Below are 21690 nucleotides of genomic sequence, written 5' to 3' on the forward strand. Positions count from 1 at the left end.
GTACGATCGCCGCCCCGATGGGGGCAACGTATTTTCCACCTGCGATTTCTTATTTTTCTTTTCGTTGCCTCGCGGCCTCGTACAGGACCACGGTCGCGGCGGACGCGGCGTTCAGCGAGCTGGCCGCTCCGCCGATCGGGATCCGCACGACCTCGTCGCAGGCCGCGAGCCATGCGGCGCTCATCCCGCGGGTCTCGTTTCCGATCACGATGATGACCGGCCCGCCGAGATCATGGCGCGCGACGTCGTGGGTTCCGGTCTCGTCGGTGCCGATGATGCGGACGTCCGCGGCGTGGGCCCACTCGGCGACCGCGGCCGGCGAGGGCACGCGTACGACGGGCACGGCGAACAGCGACCCCGTGCTGGCGCGCACCGCCTTGGGGTCGTAGACATCGGCGGCGTGCCCGGTCACGATCACCCCGGAGGCGCCGAACGCGTCGGCGGAGCGTACGACGGTGCCGATGTTGCCCGGGTCGCTGGGCCGGTCGAAGACGACGACCGGGCCGCCGGGAGTGATCCGGTTCAGGTCGTCGGGCGGCAGGGCGACGACCGCGACGAGTTCGGCGTCGTCCTTGCCGGCCAGCTCGGCCAGCAGGGCGGGCTCCATCTCGACGCGTTCGGCCCCGGTGCCGCGCAGCACGCCCTCGGCCCAGGAGGACAGCCGCCGGCCGCCGGCGTGGATGAGGCAGCGGATCGGCCAGCCGCGCTCGGCGGCGATGGTGATCGGCCGGACCCCCTGCACGATGAACTCTCCCGCCCGATTCCGCTTGGTCCGGTTGGTGAGCAGCGCCTGCCACTGCTGGAACCGCGCGTTGCGGGTACCGACCCGAGTGACGCTCGTCTGTCCTTTGACCTGCCGGTGCGCCGGGCGTGCGCGCGCTGACCCCATGATCTGCACACCCTACGCACACGAGCGGCGCGGTGCGAGCCGGCGTACCTCGCGATCCGTCGCGAAGTCGATTGCCCGGCCGCCGACGCCCAGCGGAACAACGAGGCGGCGGCCGCGGCCGGTCAGGACTCCGTCGTCCGGACCAGGCCCTCCTGGACGACCGAGACGACCAGCTCACCGTCCTGGGTGAACACCTGGCCCCGGGCCAGGCCGCGGCCGCCGGCGGCGTTCGGGGTGTCCTGGGCGTACAGCAGCCAGCGGTCGGCGCGGAACGGGCGGTGGAACCACATCGCGTGATCCAGGCTCGCGCCCATGGTCTTCTTGTCGCCCCAGGCACGCCCGTGGTTGAGCAGCACCGTGTCGAGCAGCGTCATGTCCGAGGCGTACGTCATGAGGCAGACGTGCAGCAGCGGGTCCTCGGGGAGTTCGCCGTCGAAGCGCAGCCAGACCTTCGACTCCGGGCCGGTCAGCGACGGGTCGCGAGCGGCCTCCCAGGTGAGCGGCGTGATGTGCCGCAGGTCGACGGGGCGGCGGCGGAAGAAGTCGTTCTCCTGCGGGCCGAAGATGACCTCCATCCGCTCGCGGAACGTCGGCAGCGTCTCCGGGGCGGGCACCTCGGGCATCGGCGCCTGGTGGGACAGCCCCTCCTCCAGCACCTGGAACGACGCCGACAGAGTGAAGATCACCTTGCCGTGCTGGACGGCGGAGACCCGGCGGGTGGTGAACGAACGGCCGTCGCGGACGCGGTCGACCGTGTAGACGAGCGGCACGCTCGGGTCACCCGGCCGGATGAAGTAGGCGTGCAGCGAGTGGACATGCCGGTCGGCGGGCACCGTACGGCCGGCGGCGACCAGCGCCTGACCGGCCACCTGGCCGCCGAAGACCCGCTGCTGGCGCTCTTCGGGGCTGCGGCCACGGAAGATGTTCATCTCGATCTGCTCCAGGTCGAGCAGATCGAGCAGCTCCTTCAGTGCGGCGTTCATGGTGATCCCTACTCAGTTGACCGGATCATCAGTCAACCAGGTCGGCGGCGGGCTCCTCACCTCGGCACAGTGCCAGGACGTCGGAGCCGTAGCGTTCGAGCTTGACCGCGCCGACACCGGGGATGGCGGCCAGGTCCGCCTCCGACAGCGGGGCACGCTCGGCGATCGCCTGCAGGGTGGCGTCGGTGAACACGACGTACGCGGGGACCTTCTGGCGTTTGGAGACCCCGACGCGCCAGTGCTTCATGCGTTCGAGGAGGTCTTCGTCATAGTCGATGGGGCAGCTCTCGCAGCGGCCGAGCTTGCGCTCGATCGCGGCGGTCAGCGGGCGCCCGCAGACCCGGCACGGCTGAGGGCCGGAGGACACCGGACGACGCGCCGAGCGGTCGACCCGCGGCGGCCCGGCGCTCTGCGGCGCCAGGCCGTCGAGGAAGCGGGAACGGCGCCGTCCCTTGCGTCCGCCCGGCGACCGCGCCAGCGCCCACGACAGCGTCAGGAACTCGCGCGCCCGCGTCACCCCGACGTAGAGCAGCCTGCGCTCCTCCTCGATCTGGTCGGGGCTCTTCTCCGCGTAGATGATCGGCAGTGTGCCCTCGACCAGGCCGGTGAGGAAGACCGCGTCCCATTCCAAGCCCTTGGCGGTGTGGAGCGTGGCGAGCGTCACGCCTTCGAGCGTGGGCGCGTGCTGGGAGCCGGCCCGCTCTTCCAGCTCCGTCACGAACTCCCGCAGGCCCGCGGACGGGCGGTCGATGGCGACGTCCTCGGCGAGCTGGGCCAGCGCGGCCAGCGACTCCCAGCGCTCGCGTGCCGCGCCGCGGCCCTCGGGCGGCTGGTCGGTCAGCCCGGCGGCGGCCAGGACGTCGCGCACCGCGCGTACGAGCGGCTCGCCGGTGTCCGACCGCGCCGCTCCCCGCAGCAGGACCACGGCCTGGCGGACCTCGGCACGCTCGAAGAACCGCTCGGCGCCCTTCACGACGTACGGCACGCCGTGGTCGGTGAAGGCCTGTTCGTAGGGCTCGGACTGGGCGTTGATGCGGAACAGCACCGCGATCTCCCGGGCCGGGACGCCCTCGTCGAGCAGCTCGCGGATGCGCTTGGCCACCGCTTCCGCCTCGGCCACCTCGTCGTCGTGCTCGGTGAAGACCGGCGTGGGGCCGTCGGACCGCTGCGCGACCAGCTCCAGGCGGTGCGCGCGCGCCTCGCCCCGCGCCTGCGCGAGCACGCCGTTGGCGAGGCGTACGACCTGCGGCGTCGAGCGGTAGTCGCGGACGAGCTTGATGACCTTGGCGTCCGGATGCTCGACCGTGAAGCCCAGGAGGTAGGAGGGGCTGGCGCCGGTGAAGGAGTAGATCGTCTGGTTGGGGTCGCCGACCACGCACAGGTCCTCGCGCTCGCCGAGCCACGTGTCGAGCAGGAGCTTCTGCAGCGGGTTGACGTCCTGGTACTCGTCGACCACGAAGTGGCGGTATTGGTCGCGGAACTGGTTCGCGACCTCCTGGTGCTCGGTGAAGATCGCGGCGGTGAGCTCCAACATGCCCTCGAAGTCGATGAGGTTGCGGTCGCGGCGGAGCCGCTCGTAGGCGTCATGGACGCGCGCCATGTCGACGGCCTCGATGGGCGGGGTGCGCCCGGCCTTGGCCGCGGCGGCGGCGTAGTCGCCGGGGCGGGTCTGGGTGACCTTGGCCCACTCGATCTCGGCGGCCGCGTCACGCAGCTCGGTACGGCCGAACGACAGGCGGCACAGGCGCGCCGCCTCCGCCACCAGCGCGAGCTTGGACTCGACCAGCCGGGGCGGCTCTCCCCCGACGACCTTGGGCCAGAAGTAATGCAGCTGCTTGTAGGCGGCGGCGTGGAAGGTGCGCGCCTGCACGCCCGGGGCGCCCAGCTGCCGTAGCCGCCCGCGCAGCTCGCCGGCGGCGCGCGTGGTGAACGTCACGGCGAGCACCCGCTGCGGGGCGACGACGCCGGTGTGCACCGCGTACGCGATGCGGTGGGTGATGGCGCGGGTCTTGCCCGTGCCGGCGCCGGCCAGCACGCATACCGGACCGCGGGTGGCCTCGGCCACCTCGCGCTGTTCCGGGTCGAGCCCGGCGAGGACCTCATCCGCCTCCATCGCCCCTCCTTTCACCGCGCGTTCATCCTCTCAGGCCCATCCGACGCTCGTGTCCCATCCCTCGTGTCGGTTCCGGGCGCTCGGGGTGGGAATGCGGTGGCCTGACCCGGCGTTGGACAGGTGTTCGCAACCGACGGACCGCGGGGAGAGTCATGACCACGCCCACAACGGGTGAGCTCACGATGTACACCACTTCGTGGTGTGGCTTCTGCAAACGGCTGAAGGCGCAGCTGGCCCGTGACGGGATCGCGATGGTCGAGATCGACATCGAGCGTGACCCGGCGGCCGCCGCGTTCGTGGAGAACGTCAACGGCGGCAACCAGACCGTGCCGGTCGTGGTGTTCCCCGACGGCACCGCGGTGACCAACCCGACCGCCAAGGACGTGAAGGCCCGCCTGGCCGCCCTTCCCGGCTGAGAGGCCCGGCGTCAGGGGAGCGGTCAAAAACGGATCGATCGCCAGTAAGGCGGCCTGACCTGCACTAACCCGAGCCGTCGACATCGCCGGTTCGGGTTAATGTGGGTTATGCGTCCCTCCCTGCTGGCGACGCTGGAGCGCCGGCCGCGGCCGCGACTGTGGCTGGGTTTCCTGGTGATGGCGATGTGCCTCACCGTGGAGACCCTCCTGGGCGTGGCGCTGGCGAAGGTCGTGCCGGTCGAGTCCCTCGGCGTGCTCTACCTCGTCGGCCTGCTGCTGGTCACGTCTCTGTGGGGCCTGGCCATGGGGCTGGTGATGGCGGTGGCCAGCACCGTCGTCTTCGACTACTTCCTCATCCCGCCCGCGTGGACCCTGTGGCTCACCAAGAGCGAGGATCTGGCGATCCTCGGGATCTTCATCTCCCTGTCCCTGCTGGCGTGCGCGCTCGCCCGTGCGGCCCGGCTCCTGTCGGGCGAGATGGAGGCCCGCCAGGAGGCCGACCTGTCCGCCGAACTGGCCCGGCTGCTGCTGCGGGCACCCGACCTGAACGCGGCGCTCCCGGCCACCGCGCGGCGCCTGGCGGACGCCCTGACGCTGCCCTCGGCCTCGATCGACCTCGGCGACGTCCCCGCCGAGAACGGGGGACTGGCCTTCCCGCTGCGCGGTGAGGGCATCCGTGCCACGCTCCGCGTCCCCGGCGGCCTGCCCCGCCCCGTCACCCGGCGGCTGCAGGACCGGGTCGTCCCTTCCTTGGAGGTGCTGCTCGAAGCCGCGTGCGAACGCGAGCAGGTCGCCGGCGCCCTGCGGGCCAGCCGCGACGAACTCGCCCGGATCGCCGAGGAGCAGGCCGCGCTGCGGCGCCTGGCCACACTGGTGGCGCACGTGGCTCCGGAGAACGAGGTCTTCTCCGCCGTGGCACGTGAGATGGGGCAGATCCTCGGTGCGCGTCACACGCTGGTGGTCCGCTACGAGCCGGCCTGCGCCGCACTCAACGTCGGCGCCTGGTCCCCCTCCCCCGGCGACGACGTCAATCCGCCGCTGGGTTCGCGGTGGACGCTGGAAGAGGGAACCGTCACCGAGCTGGTGGCGCGTACCGGCGCGCCGGGCCGGATCAACGGGTACACCGGCCGGGGCCCGCTCTCCACCCAGCTGCGTGCGCGCGGCGTCGTCTCCGCCGTCGGCTGCCCGATCATCGTCGGCCGGTCGCTGTGGGGCGTGGTCGTCGTGTCCACCCGTTCGGCGGACGCGCTGCCGGAGGACACCGAGGTGCGCATGATGGAGTTCACCGAGCTCGCCGCCGCCGCCATCGCCAACGCCCAGAGCAACGCCGACCTCAAGGCCTCCCGCGCCCGCGTCGTCGCCGCCGCCGACGAGGCGCGCCGCCGCATCGAACGCGACCTGCACGACGGCACGCAGCAGCGGCTGGTCGCGCTCGGGCTTGAGCTGCGCGGGATCGAGGCCGCGGTCCCGCCGGAGTTCGCCGACGTCCGGCTCCAGGTGGCGCACACCGCCAAGGCTCTGGAAGAGGCCGTCGTCGAACTCCAGGAACTCTCCCGCGGCCTGCACCCCGCCATCCTCGCCAAGGGCGGCCTCGAACCGGCACTCATGGTCCTCGCCCGCCGCTCCCCCGTGGCCGTGGAACTGGACGTCTCCCTCGACGAGCGGCTCCCCGAGCCGTGCGAGATGACCGTCTACTACGTGGTCTCCGAGGCGCTCACCAACGCCACGAAGCACGCGTTCGCCTCAGTGGTCCGCGTCGCCGTCAGCGTCGGGAACGAGACGGTCCACCTGACCATCCGCGACGACGGCGTCGGCGGAGCCGACCCCTCACGCGGCTCCGGCCTCATCGGCCTCACCGACCGCGTCGAGGCCGTCGGTGGCACCATCTCCATCCTCAGCCCCAAAGGCGCCGGCACCACCCTGCTGGTGGAGATCCCCTGCGAATAACCGCCAGACGAGCACCATCCTCACCAGCGCGAACGCACACCGTCGGCGTTTGGCCGGCGGCGTTAAATGGTGTTATGCGGGCATCATTGCTGGCGGCGCTGGAGCGCCGGCCGCGGCCGCGACTGTGGCTGGGTCTCCTGGTGATGGCGCTGTGCCTCACCGTGGAGACTCTCGCCGGTGTCGGGCTGGCGAGAGTGGCGCCCGTGGACTCGCTCAGTCTGCTCTACCTCATCGGCCTGTTGTTGATCACGTCTCTGTGGGGCCTGGCCATGGGGCTCGTGATGGCCGTGGCCAGCGCCCTCGTCTTCGACTACTTCCTCCTCCCTCCGACATGGGAGCTGACGCTCGCCAAGGGCGAGGACCTGGTGGTCCTCGGGATCTTCCTGGTTCTCGCCCTGTCGGTCTGCGCGCTCGCCCGTGCGGCCCGGCTTCTCCCGGGCGAGATGGAGGCCCGCCAGGAGGCCGACCTGTCCGCCGAGCTGGCCCGGCTGCTGCTGCGGGCACCCGACCTGAGCGTGGCCCTCCCGGCCACCGCTCGGCGCCTGGCGAGCGGCCTGAAGCTGCCCTCGGCCTCGATCGACCCAGGCGACCTCCCCGCCGAAGACGGAGGGCTGTCCTTCCCGCTGCGCGGTGACGGCATCCACGCCGCACTCCGCGTCCCCGGCGGCCTGCCCCGCCCCGTCACCCGGCGGCTGCGCGATCGGATCGTCCCCTCCCTGGGGATACTTCTCGAAGCCGCCTGCGAACGCGAACACGCCGCCGGCGCCCTGCGCGCCAGCCGCGACGAACTCGCCCGCAGCGTCGAGGAGCAGGCCGCGCTGCGGCGCCTGGCCACGCTGGTGGCGCATCACCCCCCGGCGACGGAGGTGTTCGACTCCGTCGCCGGCGAACTGGGCCGGCTCCTCGGCGTGCGCCACACGCTGGTGGTCCGTTACGAGCCGGACGGCACGGCGACCACCGTCGGCGACTGGCACGCCCGCGAGGACATTCGCCCCACCTTCCCGACCGGTTCACGCTGGACGCTGGAAGAGGGGAGCGTGACCGAGATGGTCGCGCGTACCGGCGCGCCGGCCCGGCTCAATGACTACGACGGCGAGGGCGCCCTCATCCGCCAGGTAGGGGCGCGGGGCGTCAGGTCCGCCGTCGGCTGCCCCATCGTCGTCGGCCGGTCCCTGTGGGGCATGCTCGCGGTCGCCTCCAGCACGCCGGAGCCGCTGCCGGAGGACACCGAGGTGCGCATGATGGAGTTCAGCGAGCTCGCCGCCGCCGCCATCGCCAACGCCCAGAGCAGCGCCGACCTCAAGGCCTCTCGCGCCCGCGTCGTCGCCGCCGCCGACGAGGCGCGCCGCCGCATCGAACGCGACCTGCACGACGGCACACAACAGCGCCTGGTCGCCCTGGGCCTCGAGATGCGCGGAGTCGAAGCCGCCATCCCACCCGAACTGCACGACGCCAGGCTCCGGATCGCCCACGCCGCCAAGGACCTGGACGAGGCCGTCGTCGAGCTCCAGGAGATGTCCCGCGGCCTGCACCCCGCCATCCTCGCCAAGGGCGGCCTCGAACCGGCACTCATGGTCCTCGCCCGCCGCTCCCCCGTGGCCGTCGAACTCGACGTCTCCCTCGACGAACGGCTCCCCCGGCAGTGCGAGATGACCGTCTACTACGTCGTCTCCGAAGCACTCACCAACACGGCCAAACACGCGTTCGCCTCGGCGGTCTGCGTCAGCCTCGCCGGCAGGAACAACACGATCCATCTGACCGTCCGCGACGACGGCGTCGGCGGAGCCGACCCCTCACGCGGCTCCGGCCTCATCGGCCTCACCGACCGCGTCGAGGCGATCGGCGGCACCATCTCCATCGTCAGCCCCAGAGGCGCCGGCACCACCGTCGTGGTCGAGATCCCCCTGGGGTGACTACCGGGTACGGGACATGCCGATGATCACGACCTTGCCGATCGGGCGGTCCTCGATCAGGTGGCGCAGGGCCTCGGCCGCCGCTTCCACCGGGTAGATCGAGTCGATGACGGGGTGGATCCGGCCCGCCGCCAGCAGGCCGGTGATGGTCGCCCAGGCGCGGCGCGACTGTGCCGCGGTGGCGTCCGGCAGCGAGAACCCGTGCAGGCTCGCGTGGCGCCGTACGACGTCGCCGACGGGCACGTGCGCGGCCGCACCGCCCGCCTCACCGACCAGGACGATCCGCCCGCCGGTCGCCAGCGCCGCCGCGATCTGCCCGGTCACGCCCCCGCCGACGCCGTCCACCGCCACGTCGATGCCGGCGGCGAACCCGTCGCCCAGCCCGTCGGGAAGCCGGTCGCGTTCGAGGTCGACCACGTCGATCCCGTGCGCCCACGGCGCCGCTCGTACGGCCTCGGCCTTCGCCGTGCTGCCGGTGCCGCCGGCCACGGCGGACGCGCCGAGCGCCCGCGCGAGCTGCACGGTCGCGTTGCCCACCCCGCCTCCGACGGCGGGAGCGAAGACGCGCTTGCCCGGACCGAACCGGCCCAGCCGCAGTGCGAGCACCGCCGTCAGGTACGCGACGGGGACCGTGGCCGCGACCTCGTCGGCGACGTTGACCGGGACCTCGGCGAGGTTCTGTTCGGGCACCACGGTGAGCTCGGCCATCGTGCCGGCCGGTCCGGCGAAGAACATCACCCGGGTGCCGGGTGTCCAGTGGCCGCCGGGGTCGGCGACGACGATGCCGGCGCCTTCCGCGCCGAGGGTGAGCGGGCCCGTGCCGACGCCGGTCGCGGCGGTGTGGTCCCATCGCGTGACGCCCGCGGCGGTGACCTGGACGAGTACCTCACCGGCACCGGGTGTCGGATCCTCGATCCACTCCACCCGCAGGTCCGTCGTGTGCTCGGTGATCGGATACGCCCGCGCCGCCCTCACTGTCGCCCCCGGTCGGTCTCGCCCCCCATGCCGCTTTCGTCCCTATCCGTCACTCGACATACCCCTTGCGTGGATGCCGCACGCCTGGTCAGGACCGGTACCCACCGGTATGACGGGTACCGGCCCTGATGTGGACGGTCAGGACGGGAGCGTCCACTGCTGGTTGGCGCTCCCGGCGCAGTCCCAGATCTGCAGCCGGGTGCCGTTGGCCGAGCTCGGCCCGGTGGCGTCCAGGCAGCGTCCGGACGCCGGGTTCACCAGCGAGCCGTTCGATCCCTTGGTCCACTGCTGGGCGCCGGTGCCGTTGCAGTCGTACAGCTGGATCTGCGTGCCGTTCGCCGTGCCGGCCGCGGTCACGTCCATGCACTTCCCCAGCGCCCGGACCGTGCCGTCCGAACCGACCGTCCAGCTCTGCGCGTTCGTCCCGTTGCAGTCATACAGCTGCACCGCCGTACCGTTCGCACTGCTCGCCGACGCGACGTCCACGCACTTGCCGCCGTATCCCTTGATCGGGCCGGTCGCGCCGCCGCCTCCGGTCGAGGACGTGGTGACGTGCACGTAGTCCACGACGAGCTGCGCCGGGAAGGGTGTCGAGCCGTCGGGGTCGCCGGGCCAGTAGCCGCCGACCGCGAGGTTCATGATGATGTAGAACGGGTGGTCGAACACCCACTTGTCACCGCCCAGGTCCGCCGGCGTACGGGTCTCGTACGGGGTGCCGTCCACCGACCAGGTGATGGTGTTCGGCGACCAGTCGATGGCGAAGGTGTGGAAGCCGTCGGCGAAGGCCTGCCCGCCGGGAAGGGTGTACCCGGCGCCGATGCCGCCGCTGCCGGAGTACCCCGGGCCGTGGATCGTGCCGTGGACGGTTCCCGGCTCGAACCCGACGTTCTCCATGACGTCGATCTCGCCGTTGCCCGGCCAGCCCTGGTTCCCGGTGCCGAGCAGCCAGAACGCGGGCCACATGCCCTGACCGCGCGGGATCTTCATCCGGGTCTCGAAGTGGCCGTACGCCTGGGTGAACGTCGAGGCCGTGTTCATCCTGGCCGAGGTGTACTGGCACGTGCCGTACCAGCACTGGTAGCCGGCCGGGTTCTCCTTCTTGGCGGTGATGACCAGGTGACCCTGGCCGTCGAGGGCGGCGTTGTTCGTGCCGCTCGTGTAGTACTCGCGCTCGTGGTTGTTGACGTTGTCGCCGGTCTCCAGGCGCCACTTGCCCTGGTCGACGCCGGAGCCGGCGGCGCCGTTGAAGTCGTCGGTGAACGTCGCCGCGGCCGGCGCGACGGCCCGCGGGGCACGGGCGGCCCCGGGGGTCGTCGCCGCCGTCGCGGCGCCACCGGACCCGGCGATCAGCGCGGCGGCGAGAGCGACCAGGCCGGCACGCCGACGGGTTGCGGTGCGCATGTTCGTTCCCTTCTCGTCGGTCCGGAGGCCGTCAGGACGGCAGGGTCCACTGCTGGTTGGCGGCGCCGGTGCAGGTCCAGATCTGCAGCCGGGTGCCGTTGGCCGAGCTGGGGCCGGTGGCGTCCAGGCACTTGCCGGACGCGGAGTTGACGAGGGAGCCGTTCGCGCCCTTGCTCCACTGCTGGGCGCCGGTGCCGTTGCAGTCGTACAGCTGGATCTGCGTGCCGTTCGCCGTGCCGGCCGCGGTCACGTCCATGCACTTGCCCAGCGCCCGGACCGTGCCGTCCGAACCGACCGTCCACTGCTGCGCGGTCGTGCCGTTGCAGTCATACAGCTGCACCGCCGTACCGTTCGCGCTGCTCGCCGACGCGACGTCCACGCACTTGCCGCCGTAGCCGGTGATCTGGCCGGTCGCGCCGGAGCCGCCGCCGCTGGAGCCGCCGGTGAGGGCGTTGAACGTACGGGCGAACTGGTACGCGCTCTGCGGTGTGCCGCTGCACGAGTCGGACAGCTGGCCGTTGGTCGCGCACGCCTTGTCGCGGCCGAGGGCCCAGTACGCCAGCAGCTGGATGCCGTGGCTCGCCGCGAAGCTCTCCAGCGTCGAGGCGTTGCCGGTGGTGAAGACCTCGCTGGTCGTGTCGTTCACCCCGATCATCGGGGTGTTGCCCTCCATCGCCCAGAGCTGGTCGGAGGACTTGCCGGTCCAGATCTGCCCGAGTTGGGTGTGCAGGCCGGTGGCGGCGTTGACCGCGGCCTGGCCCATGTCCATGGCCGAGCCGTAGTCCATCGTCATGATGTTCACGACGCTGACGTCGACGCCGCGGCTCTTGGCGTTGTTCAGCAGGCTGATGGCGTTGGACTCCAGGCCGCTCGGGTCGACCGGCAGCGTGTAGTCCACGGCCAGGTGGCGGCCGGCCGAGGCGTACTGCTGCTGGAGCGCGGCGAGCGCCTGGTTCCGCCGGTCGTTGGCGGTGGTGTCGTTCAGCGCCGACCCCTCGATGTCCAGGTCGATGCGGGTCAGGTTGAGAGTGTCGATCACCCGCTTGTACTGGGCCTGGAGCGTCGACACCGAGGTGCAGGCCTGGCCCAGCTCGGTGCCGGACGCGCCGCCGAAGGAGACGATGACGTCGCCGCCGGAGGCCCGCAGGTTGTTGATCGCGGTCTGCCAGCCGCTGCTGTCGATGGAGGTGTCACCGTTCCAGGTGGCGGTGCAGCCGCCTCCGCCGATGACGAAGGCGAGCGTGTAGTACTTCAGGCCGGTGGCGGCCTGCGCGTTGGCCATCGCCGAGGTCGAGCCCCACGTCTCGACGTACGGGGCGGCGTAGTGGGCGGGGAAGCCCGGCCCGGGGTTGACGGCGGCGTGCGCCGCCTGGCCGGTGCCGAACAGGACGCTCGCGGCGGCGAGCGGGACCGTGGCGAGTGCCGTAAGGCGTCGCCGGAGCAGGCTGAACCGAGGTCGTGGCATGACTTCTCCTGGCGGGGTCGTACGGGCGGGGGTTACGGAGTGGTCCACTGCTGGTTGGCGGCGCCGGTGCAGTCCCAGATCTGCAGGCGCGTGCCGTTGGCCGAGCTCGGCCCGGTGGCGTCCAGGCACCGGCCCGACGCGGAGTTGACGAGCGAGCCGTTCGATCCCTTGGTCCACCGCTGGGCGCCGGTGCCGTTGCAGTCGTACAGCTGGATCTGCGTGCCGTTCGCGGTGCCGGCCGAGGTCACGTCCATGCACTTGCCCAGCGCCCGGATCGTGCCGTCCGAACCGACCGTCCACTGCTGCGCGGTCGTGCCGTTGCAGTCATACAGCTGCACCGCCGTGCCGTTGGCGCTGCTGCCCGAGGCGACGTCGACGCACTTGCCGCCGTAGCCGGTGATCTGACCGGTGCCGCCGCTGCCACCGCTCTGCGTGCCGCTCCAGGTGAACGTCGCGGTGGTCTTGGCCGGCAGGGAGTAGGTGAACGACTCGCCACCCCAGTTGACCTTGAGCGACTGCGCGGAGCCGCCGTCGTTGTAGGCGATCAGGGCCTTCGAGCCGTCCGGGTTGCGCCACGCGACGTTCGGCACGGTGGAGTTGGCGGTGGAGTCGATGCGGTACGCGCCGGGCTTGACGAACTTCGTCAGGTGGCCCATGTCGTAGTACTCGATCGTGTAGTCGACCTGGCCGCTGCGGCTGTCGCCGTTGTGCACGGTGATCAACCCGGTGCACGTGCCGCAGCCGCCGTTGTGCGGGCCCATGTTCTGATCCACCGCGAGCGACCACTTCACGACGCTCTTCCCCCAGTCGCGGGTGTAGTCGACGATGTTGTGCATGTCCTCCTGCTGCTGGTTGGAGATCCAGGTGCCGCCGGAGTGCTCGGTGTCGTAGGCGTCCACGTTCGGGTACTGGTCGTGCACCGTGGTCTGCTCGCCGACGTCGCCGCCGTAGCCGTGCCAGGCGATGCCGCCGAAGTTCGGGTCGTTCCGGATCGCGGAGTCGTCGACCTGCGGCGCGCCGTAGTTCGCGTAGGTGTCCCAGTTCCAGTCCAGGGCGAGGACCTTGGTGGACAGGCCGGCGGCGTGGAAGGCCGGCAGCAGGTTCGTCTTGGTGAAGTAGTCCAGGCCGGAGCCGTTCCAGCTCATCGACGGGTAGCCGGCGCAGCACGTCGGCTCGTTCTGCGCGGAGACGAAGTCGATCGGCACGCCCTGCGCCTGGTAGGCCTGGATGTACTTGACGAAGTACTGGGCGTACGCGCCGTAGTACTGGCTCTCCAGCCAGCCGGGCTGGTTGAAGGTGTCGTTGTCCTTCATCCAGGCCGGGGCGCTCCACGGCGTCCCCATGACCTTGAGCGACGGGTTGAGCTGTTTCGCCTGCTTGGTGAGCGGCAGGACGTCGGCCAGGTCGTGGGAGATCGAGAAGTGGCTCAGGCTCGGGTCGGTCTGGCCGGCCGGCATGTCGTCGTAGGAGTAGTTCCCGCGCGCCAGGTCGGACGCCCCCATGGGGTTGCGGAGGAAGTCCAGGCCGATGCCGCTGTTCGGGTCGAACAGCTTCTGCATCACCTGGGTGCGCGTGGTCGAGCTCAGTGCCCCACTGCTGTTCATGAGCCAGGCGGCCGTGTCGGTGAACGACGCGCCGGCGCCGGTGAACTGCTGGTAGCGGGTGTTCTCGTTGACGGTGATGTTCTGCGCGCCGCTGCCACCGGTCCCGAACGCGATCGGCGTCTGCTGCTGCAGACCGCGCGTGACGTGGCGGCCGGCGGAGTCGTCGGTGGTGGTCAGCCAGATGTTGACGGCCTCGCCCGCGGCGTGCGCGGGGGACAGACCGCCGGTGAGGAGCGCGGCCACGAGGGCGAGGAGAGCGGAGGACGCGAGCAGCCGTACGGGCCGGCGGCCGGCGTGGCGGAGGTCTCTGGTCATGAATCCTCCTACGTGGGAGGGAACGACCACCGGGCTGGGCCTTTGATGCCTCGCTTCGCTGGGGCACGGCGGGGCTCGGCTTCCCGGTGGTGATGGCGGAGGTGGCGCTGTGCCCGTGGCGGCGGGCAGGCGCTCTCGCAGGAGGCGGCACGGTGCCTGTGGCGGCAGGCGCGGGGCCGTCGTGGAAGGCGTCGGACGGGGACGCTCGCGGCGGGCCGCGCGCGTGCCGGGCGGTCGCGGCGGCGCGACCGGGCGGCCTTCGGTGCGACATGGCAGCGTCCCTTCGGCGGACAGGATCGACGCGGCGTCCCCCGAAGCCGTATTAATTAAGAAACCTTCTTTTCAGTGGATCTGACGGTAACGGCGCGGTCAAACCGTGTCAACACTTCGTCAGGAGAACCGGCCGCGGCATGGCGCGGCCTGCGGGATCACGGCCGCCCTTGACCACCACAGAGCAGAGAGATAAACACAGACGAAACCAACTCCGAAACGGGGATCGGGCACCATGTACGCCGAGGAGAGGCAGCAGGAGATCCTGCAGCGCACGCGTGACGCCGGGCGGGTCGACGTCGTCACCCTCGCCGAGGACTTCGGCGTCACGATGGAGACGATCCGGCGTGACCTGACGGTGCTGGAGCGCGCGGGTACGCTGCGCCGCGTCCACGGCGGCGCCATCCCGGTGGAGCGGCTCGGCTTCGAGCCGGCCCTCGCGGCGCGCGACGCCGTGATGACCTCGGAGAAGGAGCGCATCGCCAAGGCGGCGCTGGCCGAGCTGCCCGCCGACGGGTCGATCATCATCGACGCCGGGTCGACGACCGGCCGGCTGGTGCAGGTCCTGCCGAGCGACCGGGAGCTGACGGTGATCGTCAACTCGCCGCCGCTCGCCACCATCCTGGCCACCCGCTCCAACCTCAGCGTGATCATGCTGGGCGGGCGGGTGCGCGGGCGTACTCTCGCGACCGTCGACGACTGGGCCATGCGGCCGCTGTCGCGCCTGCGGGTCGACGTCGCGTTCATGGCCACCAACGGGATCTCCGCCGAGGTCGGGCTGACCACCCCCGACCCGGCCGAGGCCGCCATCAAGCAGTCGATGATCGAGGCCGCGCAGCGCACCGTCCTGCTCGTCGACCACACCAAGGTCGGCAACGACTATCTCGCCAAGTTCGCGTCGCTGTCCGACATCAGCGTTTTGATCACCGACACCGGTCTGGACAGCGGCCTGGCCGCCGAGCTGGCCGCCGCCGGTCCCGAGGTCGTCCGCGTCTGAACGCCGGGTGAGTGGCCCCCGCCGCGCGCGGGAGGCCACTCACGGCCGGAGCCGTCAGGTCGTCGTGAGGACGGCGGCGCGGGCCTCGGCGGCGTCGTCGGTCTCCAGCGCGCGGGCGGCGAGGCGCTCGCAGTCGGCGAGGGTGTGCTCGGCCAGGCTCGCGCGTACGGCCGGCAGGGCACGCGGGCTCATGGACAGCTTGGTGATGCCGAGCCCGGCCAGCACCGGCGCGAGCAGCGGGTCGGCGGCCGCCTCCCCGCACACCCCGACGGACCGGCCCGACGCCTTCCCGGCCGCCGCGCACCGTCCGATCAGGTCGAGCAGCGCGGGCTGCCACGGGTCGAGCAGGTCCGCCAGCCCGCCGGCCTGCCGGTCCGCCGCGAGCGTGTACTGGCTCAGGTCGTTCGTGCCGATGCTGAGGAAGTCCACGACGTCGAGGAACCGCGCCGCGCGCAGGGCCGCCGCCGGTACCTCGATCATCACGCCCGCCGTGGCCAGGCCGTGGTCGCGGGCCCGCGCGGCGAACTCCCCGGCCTCCGCCCGGGTCGAGACCATCGGCGCCATCACCCAGACGTCGGCCGCGGTCCGCTCCGCGGCGATCGCGATCGCCTCCAGCTGGGTGGCGAGGATCTCCGGGCGGTCCCGCGCCACGCGCAGGCCGCGTACGCCGAGCGCGGGGTTGGGCTCATCGGGCAGGCCGAGGAACGGCAGCGGCTTGTCCGCACCCGCGTCCAGGGTCCGTACGACGATCGTGCCGCGCTCGAAGAGGGCGAACGCCTCGGTGTAGGCGGCCACCTGTTCTTCGAGGTCGGGCGCGTCGTGGCGGTCCAGGAACAGGAACTCGGTGCGGAACAGCCCGACGCCCGCGACGTCGGTCAGGTCCACGCCCGCGAGGTCGGCGGCCGAGCCGATGTTGAGCATCAGGTCGACCGGATGCCCGTCCGCGGTCCGTCCCGGGCCCTTGCCGCCCGCGAGCCGGGCGAGCTCCGCCTCGGCTCGCTCGCGTACGCGGGCCGCCTCGTCCTCGGTGACGCCGGCGCACACCTGGCCGGTGGTGCCGTCCACCGTCACCGTCTCTCCGTCGGCGACGTCGAGCGCGCCGGCGCAGCCGACCACGGCGGGCAGGCCGAGCGAGCGCGCCAGGATCGCGGTGTGGCTGGTCGGGCCGCCGCGCTCGGTCACCAGCGCGAGCACGCTCCGGGGGTCGAGCGTCGCCGTGTCGGCGGGCGCGAGATCGTCGGCGACCAGCACGAACGGGTGGCCGGGCGACGGCACGCCGGGCATGGGCACACCCAGCGCCGCGGCGATCGCGCGGTGGGCGATGTCGTCCAGGTCGGCGGCGCGCTCGGCGAGGTAGCCGCCGAGCCCTTCGAGGGTGCGGCGGTGCTCGTCGAAGGTCTCGCGCAGGGCGTGCGGCGCGTCCGCGCCGTCCTTGACCCGGGCGGTCACGCCGTCCAGGAGCGTGGGATCGGCGGCGATCATCGCCTGGGCGTCGAGGACGTCGCGGGCCGCGCCGGTCGCCGCCGCGGCCCGCTCGCGCAGCCGGCTCTCGGCGGCTCGCAGCGCGCCGGCCGCGACGGCGACCTCCCGCTCGGGATCGGCGACGGCGCGCCGCTCCGGCAGCGACGGCGGCGGGCTCATCCGGGCGACCGGCCCGGCCGCGAGGCCCGGACTGACGCCGATGCCCCGCAGCGTGTCAGGCATCGCTCGTTTCCTCCGCGTCCAGGTCGCGGGCGAGCAGGGCCGCCAGGGCGTCGAGCGCGTCGTCGGCGCCCGGCCCGTCGGCCTCCAGGGTGACCTCCGTGCCGTGCCCGGCGCCCAGTGACAGGACGGCGAGCATGCTGGCGGCCGGTACGGCCTTGCCCTCCCCGACCCGGATCCGCACCGGGACGCCCTGCTCGGAGGCGGCCTTGACGAACAGCGCCGCGGGCCGGGCGTGCAGGCCCGTACGGGACGCGATGACCACGGTTCGCATCGACATGTGTCAGCTCCCGTCAGGGTTCGATGGTGACCTTGATGGCGGTACCGCGGGCCACGATGTCGATGCCCTCGAGCACGTCCGCGAGCGGCAGGCGGTGGGTGATGAGATCGGCCACGGGGACCGCGCCGGAGGCGATCAGCTCCAGGGCGCGGGCGTTGTGCGCCGGGCTGGAACCGTTCGCGCCGACGATGGTCAGCTCCCGGTAGTGGACGAGGTTGGAGTCGCAGGCGATGACCGGGTTGTCCTTGGGCAGCCCGCCGAAGAAGCTGATCCGGCCCTGCCGTGCGGCCATCTGCAGCGCCTGCTCCTGCGCGGCGCCGGAGGCGGCGGCCGTGATGATGGCGTCGGCGCCCCGCCCGTCCGTCAGCTTCATGACCTGGTCGACCAGGTCGGTGCCGTGGAGCGCGGCGTCCGGCTTCACCCGGTCGGCGGACATGGCGAGCCGGTCGGGGTTGATGTCGGCGAGGAACACGCGGGCGGCGCCACGGGCGCGCGCCAGGCGTACGTGCAGGCAGCCGATCGGCCCGGCGCCCATGATCACGACGTCGTCGCCCTCGCCGATGCGCGCGAGCTCCTGGCCGTTGAGCACGCAGGCGAGCGGCTCGGCCACCGACGCCTCGTCGAACCCGATGCCCTCGGGCAGCCGGTTGAGCCCGTCGACGGCGAGCACCTTGGCCGGCACGATGGTGTACTCGGCGAACCCGCCGTCGTAGTGGTACCCCATCGACTCCTGGTTCGGGCACACGGTCATCCGGCCGCGGCGGCACTCCTCACAGGTGCCGTCCGGGATCGCCGCGATGACCTGCACCCGGTCGCCGGGCTGCCAGCCGGTCACGCCCTCGCCCAGCTCGACCACCTCGCCGGCGATCTCGTGGCCCATGACCCGCGGCGGCCGGATGTGGTGGTGGCCGAACTTGGAGATCTTCACGTCGGTGCCACAGGTCGAGCAGTTGCGCACCCGGATCTTGACGTCTCCGGGTCCGGGTGACGGCTCCGGCGCGTCCTCGACGCGGATGTCTCCGGGTGAGTAGAAGCGGGCGACCTTCACGCTGGTTCCTCTTCTCCGGCCGGCTGCAGCAGCCGGACCACTTCGTCGATGTCGTCGGTCTCGCGGAGGGCGCGCGCCCGGTCCGGGTCGAGCAGGATCTGGGCCAGCTCGGACAGCAGGCGTACGTGGCCGTCGCCGCGCGCGGCGATGCCGATGCACAGCACCACCCGCTCGTCGCCCCAGGCGACGCCGTCGGGGAAGCGGACGAAGGAGACCGCGTCGTGCCGTACGGAGTCCTTGCCGTTCAGGGTGCCGTGCGGGATCGCGACGCCCTCGCCGACGTACGTCGACACGGACCGCTCGCGCTCGAGCATCGTGTCGACGTACGACGGCTCGACGGCGCCGGCCACGACGAGCGCCTCTCCGCACTGGCGGATGGCGTCGTCACGACCGGTCGCCGCCGCGTCAAGCCGCACGGCACGGCGGTCGAGCAGTTCAGGCACTGATCTCTCCGCCGTTCTTGATCGCGCTCACGAGCTTGGTCACCGCGGGGTCGCCGAGGAAGACCTGGAACTTCACGATCGGCTTGTCGCCGGCGCCCGCCGCCGCGCGGTCGGCGAGACCCTGGTGGCAGACGACGACGTCGGCGTCGTCGGGGATCGAGTTGACCGGCGTGTGCTCGACCGTGACCGAGTACTTCCTCAGCTCCTTGCGCAGCTGGCTGGCGAGCATGACGCTGCTGCCCATACCGGCGTCGCAGGCGACAATGATCTTGTGGACGTCTTTGCCGTTCATCGTTGGATCACGCTCCGTGGGGTGCGGTCTCGGGGGCCGGGGCCTCGTCGGTCTTCGTCTCGTCGGTCGTCGTCTCCGCCGCGGGCGTCTCGCCCGCCGCGGCGTCGGGCTCCGGCTCGGACTCATCGTCCCCGTTGAGGTGGCCGAAGCCGAGCAGGACCGAGCCGACCGCGAAGGAGACCGCCGCGGCGATCAGGACGCCGAGGAAGACCCCGAAGTAACCGCCTCGAGGGGTCTCGGCGGCGTAGGCGAAGATGCTGCCCGGGGACGGGGTGGCGACCAGACCGGCGTTAGTGATCATGAATGTACCGATGCCCGCCGCGCCGCCGGCCATGGAGGCGAGGATCAGGCGCGGCTTCATCAGGATGTACGGGAAGTAGATCTCGTGGATGCCGCCCAGGAACTGGATGACCATCGCGGCCGGCACGCTCGGGCGCAGGTTGCGGGGGCCGAACAGCAGGTAGGCGGCCAGCACACCCAGGCCGGGGCCGGGGTTGGACTCGATCATGAACATGATCGACTTGCCGTGCTTGGCCGCCTCGGCGACACCCAGCGGGCCGAGGACGCCGTGGTTGACGGCGTTGTTGAGGAACAGCACCTTGGCCGGCTCGACCAGCACCGAGGCGAGCGGCAGCAGGTGGTGGTGGATCAGCCATTCGACGCCGTTGCCCGCGACGTCGGTCACGTGCGTGACGATCGGCTTGATCCCCCAGTTGCCGAACACCGCCGCCGCACCGCCGATGATGCCGGCGGTGAAGTTGTCCACCAGCATCTCGAACCCGGGCTTGGTGCGATCCTGGATGTAGCCGTCGACGAGCTTGAGCACGTACGCGGTGAGCGGCCCCATGACCATCGCGCCGAGGAACATCGGAATGCCCGCGCCCACCACGACCCCGATGGTGGCGACCGCGCCGACCACGGCACCGCGCTGGCCGTGCACCATCCGGCCGCCGGTGTAGCCGATCAGCACGGGCAACAGCACGTTGATGGTCGGGTCGACCAGGGCGCCGAACTCCTTGTTGGGCAGCCAGCCCGTCGGGATGAACAACGCGGTGATCAGACCCCAGGCGATGAAGGCCCCGATGTTCGGCATCACCATGCCGGCGAGATGCCCGCCGAGTCTCTGGATCTGGGCCTTGGGCCCTTGCCCGGTGATCTGTGGTGTGTACGGAGTGGCCATGAAGGGCCTCCCTTAGGGGGTGGGGGAATCTAGGCGATGAGTGATCGGCCGAGGTCCGGCCGCGCATGGATACGAACGATGTCGCGCCGGATGTCCTCCGGCCGCGGCATGCGGCTGGCGGGCAGGCGCACCGCGGCGGCCCCCCACGCCAGCCCTTCGGCGAGTGCCGCGCTCCCCCGAGCGCCCGCGGCCAGGAACCCGGCGAGCAGGGCGTCTCCGGCCCCGACCGTGCTCCTCGCCGCGGCGACCGGCGCCTCGCCGATGGTGACTCCGTCGTCCTCGACCAGTACGGCGCCGTCCGCACCGAGGCTGGCGAGCACGCTGCCCGCCCCGCGTTCGCGCAGGGCCTGGGCCGCCTCGACCGCATCGCCGACGCTGTCGACCGGATGGCCGACGGCCTCGGCGAGCTCCTCCCGGTTGGGCTTGATCAGCACCGGGGAGGCCTCGACCGCGGCCAGCAGCGCCGGGCCGCTCGCGTCGACGGCGACCTGCACGCCCGCCTGCGTGAAGAACTCACACATCTGGGCGTAGATCCCCGCGGGCACACCCGGGGGCAGACTGCCGCACGTCACGACCCAGCTCGCCGACTCGGTGGCGGCGAGCACCGCGTCGGCGACCGCCCCGAGCTCGGAACCGGACAACGGCTCTCCGGGCTCGTTCAGCTTGGTGACCATGCCATCGGGCTCGGCGATCGTCACGTTGGACCGGGTGCGCCCCGCGACGGGGACCGCCCGCAGCGGGATCCCGTCGGCCTCCAGGAGCCGTACGAGCTGCTCGCCGTCGGCGCCGCCCACGGGCAGTACCGCGACGGAGGGCACCTGGTTGGCGAGCAGCGCACGCGAGACGTTCACCCCCTTGCCGCCGGGGTCGAGCCGGGCCGAGGTCGCCCGCGTCATCGTGCCGCGAACGAGCCGCTCCACCTCGATGGTCCGGTCCAGGCTGGGGTTGAGCGTCAACGTGACGATCATGCGGCGCTCACGCCGCGCCGCGTCGCCCGATGTCTTGCCGGGGCGCACATCGTGTTGCTTCACCGCCGTTTCTTTTTGGTTTCCCTTTGTTTACGCCCATATGAGCCCGTACGTCAATAGGAAACGCCCGCGACCACACAATCGGACATGACTCTCGGGCTTCCGGGGCGAAGCGGAAGCCGACCACACGCCCCGACGGCCCCGGGGCGGGCGTGCCCAGCGGCCAATGGTGGGCGAGCCCACCGGACGACGGGGAGGGGACCAGGCCAGATGGACGCCCCGACCAGGCCAGGCGGATGGCCGGCCGGGACGAGCCCACCGGACGAGGTAGGCGAACCGACCAGGCCAGGTGGACGAGCCCACCGAGACACACCAGCCCACCAAACCAGGTAGGCGAACCGACCAGACGAGGTGGACGAGCCCACCGAGACGCACCAGCCCACCGGGCGAGGTGGGCGAATCGGCCCCGGCCGGGATCGGGGGCGGCTCG

General features: G+C 71.9%; 18 protein-coding genes. 4 read left to right on the forward strand and 14 right to left on the reverse strand.

Going from position 1 to position 21690, the window contains the following annotated elements; all coding sequences use genetic code 11:
• Positions 1-49 precede the first annotated feature (49 nt).
• The 3 genes from QSK37_RS07015 to QSK37_RS07025 all read right to left on the reverse strand — a co-directional run bounded on the left by QSK37_RS07015 (position 50) and on the right by QSK37_RS07025 (position 3985).
• Positions 50-889 (reverse strand): TrmH family RNA methyltransferase, encoded by an 840-nt coding sequence (locus tag QSK37_RS07015; protein ID WP_285618374.1) that lies wholly within the window; start codon positions 887-889, stop codon positions 50-52.
• A gap of 122 nt (positions 890-1011) precedes the next feature.
• Positions 1012-1872: an acyl-CoA thioesterase II gene (gene tesB / locus QSK37_RS07020; RefSeq protein ID WP_285618375.1), complete on the reverse strand. Its 861-nt coding sequence runs from the start codon at positions 1870-1872 to the stop codon at positions 1012-1014.
• Positions 1873-1900: 28 nt separating this feature from the next.
• The gene (locus QSK37_RS07025) at positions 1901-3985 is read right to left on the reverse strand and encodes an ATP-dependent DNA helicase UvrD2 (RefSeq protein ID WP_285618376.1); all 2085 of its coding nucleotides are present in this window, start codon (positions 3983-3985) and stop codon (positions 1901-1903) included.
• Between the two features lie 152 nt (positions 3986-4137).
• On the opposite strand from QSK37_RS07025, the gene QSK37_RS07030 reads away from it, so the two are divergent.
• The 3 genes from QSK37_RS07030 to QSK37_RS07040 all read left to right on the forward strand — a co-directional run bounded on the left by QSK37_RS07030 (position 4138) and on the right by QSK37_RS07040 (position 8261).
• A complete protein-coding gene (locus QSK37_RS07030) occupies positions 4138-4401 on the forward strand; it encodes a mycoredoxin (RefSeq protein WP_285570459.1) in 264 nt (87 codons plus the stop codon).
• Positions 4402-4509: 108 nt separating this feature from the next.
• Positions 4510-6348, forward strand: a complete 1839-nt coding sequence (locus QSK37_RS07035) for a DUF4118 domain-containing protein (RefSeq protein ID WP_285618377.1) — start codon at positions 4510-4512, stop codon at positions 6346-6348.
• A 74-nt stretch (positions 6349-6422) separates the two neighbouring features.
• The gene (locus QSK37_RS07040) at positions 6423-8261 is read left to right on the forward strand and encodes a DUF4118 domain-containing protein (RefSeq protein ID WP_285618378.1); all 1839 of its coding nucleotides are present in this window, start codon (positions 6423-6425) and stop codon (positions 8259-8261) included.
• Here the strand turns inward: QSK37_RS07040 and QSK37_RS07045 are convergent, their stop codons facing one another.
• From QSK37_RS07045 to QSK37_RS07060, 4 genes are all read right to left on the reverse strand, one after another.
• Positions 8262-9236, reverse strand: a complete 975-nt coding sequence (locus tag QSK37_RS07045) for a quinone oxidoreductase family protein (RefSeq protein WP_285618379.1) — start codon at positions 9234-9236, stop codon at positions 8262-8264. It abuts the gene before it with no gap.
• Positions 9237-9374: 138 nt separating this feature from the next.
• Positions 9375-10637, reverse strand: a complete 1263-nt coding sequence (locus QSK37_RS07050) for an RICIN domain-containing protein (RefSeq protein WP_285618380.1) — start codon at positions 10635-10637, stop codon at positions 9375-9377.
• Positions 10638-10668: 31 nt separating this feature from the next.
• Complete coding sequence (locus QSK37_RS07055) at positions 10669-12102, reverse strand: ricin-type beta-trefoil lectin domain protein (RefSeq protein WP_285618381.1); 1434 nt, start codon at positions 12100-12102, stop codon at positions 10669-10671.
• Positions 12103-12134: 32 nt separating this feature from the next.
• Positions 12135-14021, reverse strand: a complete 1887-nt coding sequence (locus QSK37_RS07060; RefSeq protein ID WP_285618383.1) for a ricin-type beta-trefoil lectin domain protein — start codon at positions 14019-14021, stop codon at positions 12135-12137.
• 505 nt (positions 14022-14526) lie between these two features.
• Between QSK37_RS07060 and QSK37_RS07065 the strand changes: the two genes are divergently transcribed.
• A complete protein-coding gene (locus QSK37_RS07065) occupies positions 14527-15288 on the forward strand; it encodes a DeoR/GlpR family DNA-binding transcription regulator (protein WP_285570478.1) in 762 nt (253 codons plus the stop codon).
• 54 nt (positions 15289-15342) lie between these two features.
• Here QSK37_RS07065 and ptsP read toward each other — a convergent pair whose 3' ends face one another.
• From ptsP to pfkB, 7 genes are read right to left on the reverse strand one after another with little or no spacing between them, the layout of a single operon-like run.
• Entirely contained in the window at positions 15343-16992 is a 1650-nt protein-coding gene (gene ptsP / locus QSK37_RS07070) for a phosphoenolpyruvate--protein phosphotransferase (RefSeq protein ID WP_285618384.1), read from the reverse strand.
• Positions 16985-17269 (reverse strand): HPr family phosphocarrier protein, encoded by a 285-nt coding sequence (locus QSK37_RS07075; protein ID WP_285570487.1) that lies wholly within the window; start codon positions 17267-17269, stop codon positions 16985-16987. The genes ptsP and QSK37_RS07075 overlap by 8 nt, the downstream gene beginning before the upstream one ends.
• A 13-nt stretch (positions 17270-17282) precedes the next feature.
• The gene (locus QSK37_RS07080; RefSeq protein ID WP_285570489.1) at positions 17283-18317 is read right to left on the reverse strand and encodes a zinc-dependent dehydrogenase; all 1035 of its coding nucleotides are present in this window, start codon (positions 18315-18317) and stop codon (positions 17283-17285) included.
• Positions 18314-18760: a PTS mannitol transporter subunit IIA gene (locus QSK37_RS07085; protein WP_285570491.1), complete on the reverse strand. Its 447-nt coding sequence runs from the start codon at positions 18758-18760 to the stop codon at positions 18314-18316. Before QSK37_RS07085 ends, QSK37_RS07080 begins: the two co-directional genes overlap by 4 nt.
• Positions 18753-19052, reverse strand: coding sequence for a PTS sugar transporter subunit IIBC family protein (locus QSK37_RS07090; protein WP_285618385.1), 300 nt, complete (start codon positions 19050-19052; stop codon positions 18753-18755). The genes QSK37_RS07085 and QSK37_RS07090 overlap by 8 nt, the downstream gene beginning before the upstream one ends.
• 7 nt (positions 19053-19059) lie before the next feature.
• Positions 19060-20232, reverse strand: coding sequence for a mannitol-specific PTS transporter subunit IIC (gene mtlA / locus QSK37_RS07095; RefSeq protein WP_285618387.1), 1173 nt, complete (start codon positions 20230-20232; stop codon positions 19060-19062).
• Between the two features lie 29 nt (positions 20233-20261).
• On the reverse strand, positions 20262-21263 hold the full coding sequence (pfkB, locus tag QSK37_RS07100) for a 1-phosphofructokinase (protein ID WP_285618389.1): 1002 nt from the start codon (positions 21261-21263) through the stop codon (positions 20262-20264).
• Positions 21264-21690: the final 427 nt, after the last annotated feature.

The sequence above is a fragment of the Actinoallomurus iriomotensis genome (genome assembly GCF_030269445.1).
GTDB lineage: Bacteria > Actinomycetota > Actinomycetes > Streptosporangiales > Streptosporangiaceae > Actinoallomurus > Actinoallomurus iriomotensis.

What these genes read in the sequence shown, in the direction of transcription:
- QSK37_RS07015 (WP_285618374.1), bottom strand. Translation starts at nt 889, where the DNA reads ATGGGGTCAGCGCGCGCACGCCCGGCGCACCGGCAGGTCAAAGGACAG.
- tesB (WP_285618375.1), bottom strand. Translation starts at nt 1,872, where the DNA reads ATGAACGCCGCACTGAAGGAGCTGCTCGATCTGCTCGACCTGGAGCAG.
- QSK37_RS07025 (WP_285618376.1), bottom strand. Translation starts at nt 3,985, where the DNA reads ATGGAGGCGGATGAGGTCCTCGCCGGGCTCGACCCGGAACAGCGCGAG.
- QSK37_RS07030 (WP_285570459.1), top strand. Translation starts at nt 4,138, where the DNA reads ATGACCACGCCCACAACGGGTGAGCTCACGATGTACACCACTTCGTGG.
- QSK37_RS07035 (WP_285618377.1), top strand. Translation starts at nt 4,510, where the DNA reads ATGCGTCCCTCCCTGCTGGCGACGCTGGAGCGCCGGCCGCGGCCGCGA.
- QSK37_RS07040 (WP_285618378.1), top strand. Translation starts at nt 6,423, where the DNA reads ATGCGGGCATCATTGCTGGCGGCGCTGGAGCGCCGGCCGCGGCCGCGA.
- QSK37_RS07050 (WP_285618380.1), bottom strand. Translation starts at nt 10,637, where the DNA reads ATGCGCACCGCAACCCGTCGGCGTGCCGGCCTGGTCGCTCTCGCCGCC.
- QSK37_RS07055 (WP_285618381.1), bottom strand. Translation starts at nt 12,102, where the DNA reads ATGCCACGACCTCGGTTCAGCCTGCTCCGGCGACGCCTTACGGCACTC.
- QSK37_RS07060 (WP_285618383.1), bottom strand. Translation starts at nt 14,021, where the DNA reads ATGACCAGAGACCTCCGCCACGCCGGCCGCCGGCCCGTACGGCTGCTC.
- QSK37_RS07065 (WP_285570478.1), top strand. Translation starts at nt 14,527, where the DNA reads ATGTACGCCGAGGAGAGGCAGCAGGAGATCCTGCAGCGCACGCGTGAC.
- ptsP (WP_285618384.1), bottom strand. Translation starts at nt 16,992, where the DNA reads ATGCCTGACACGCTGCGGGGCATCGGCGTCAGTCCGGGCCTCGCGGCC.
- QSK37_RS07075 (WP_285570487.1), bottom strand. Translation starts at nt 17,269, where the DNA reads ATGTCGATGCGAACCGTGGTCATCGCGTCCCGTACGGGCCTGCACGCC.
- QSK37_RS07090 (WP_285618385.1), bottom strand. Translation starts at nt 19,052, where the DNA reads ATGAACGGCAAAGACGTCCACAAGATCATTGTCGCCTGCGACGCCGGT.
- mtlA (WP_285618387.1), bottom strand. Translation starts at nt 20,232, where the DNA reads ATGGCCACTCCGTACACACCACAGATCACCGGGCAAGGGCCCAAGGCC.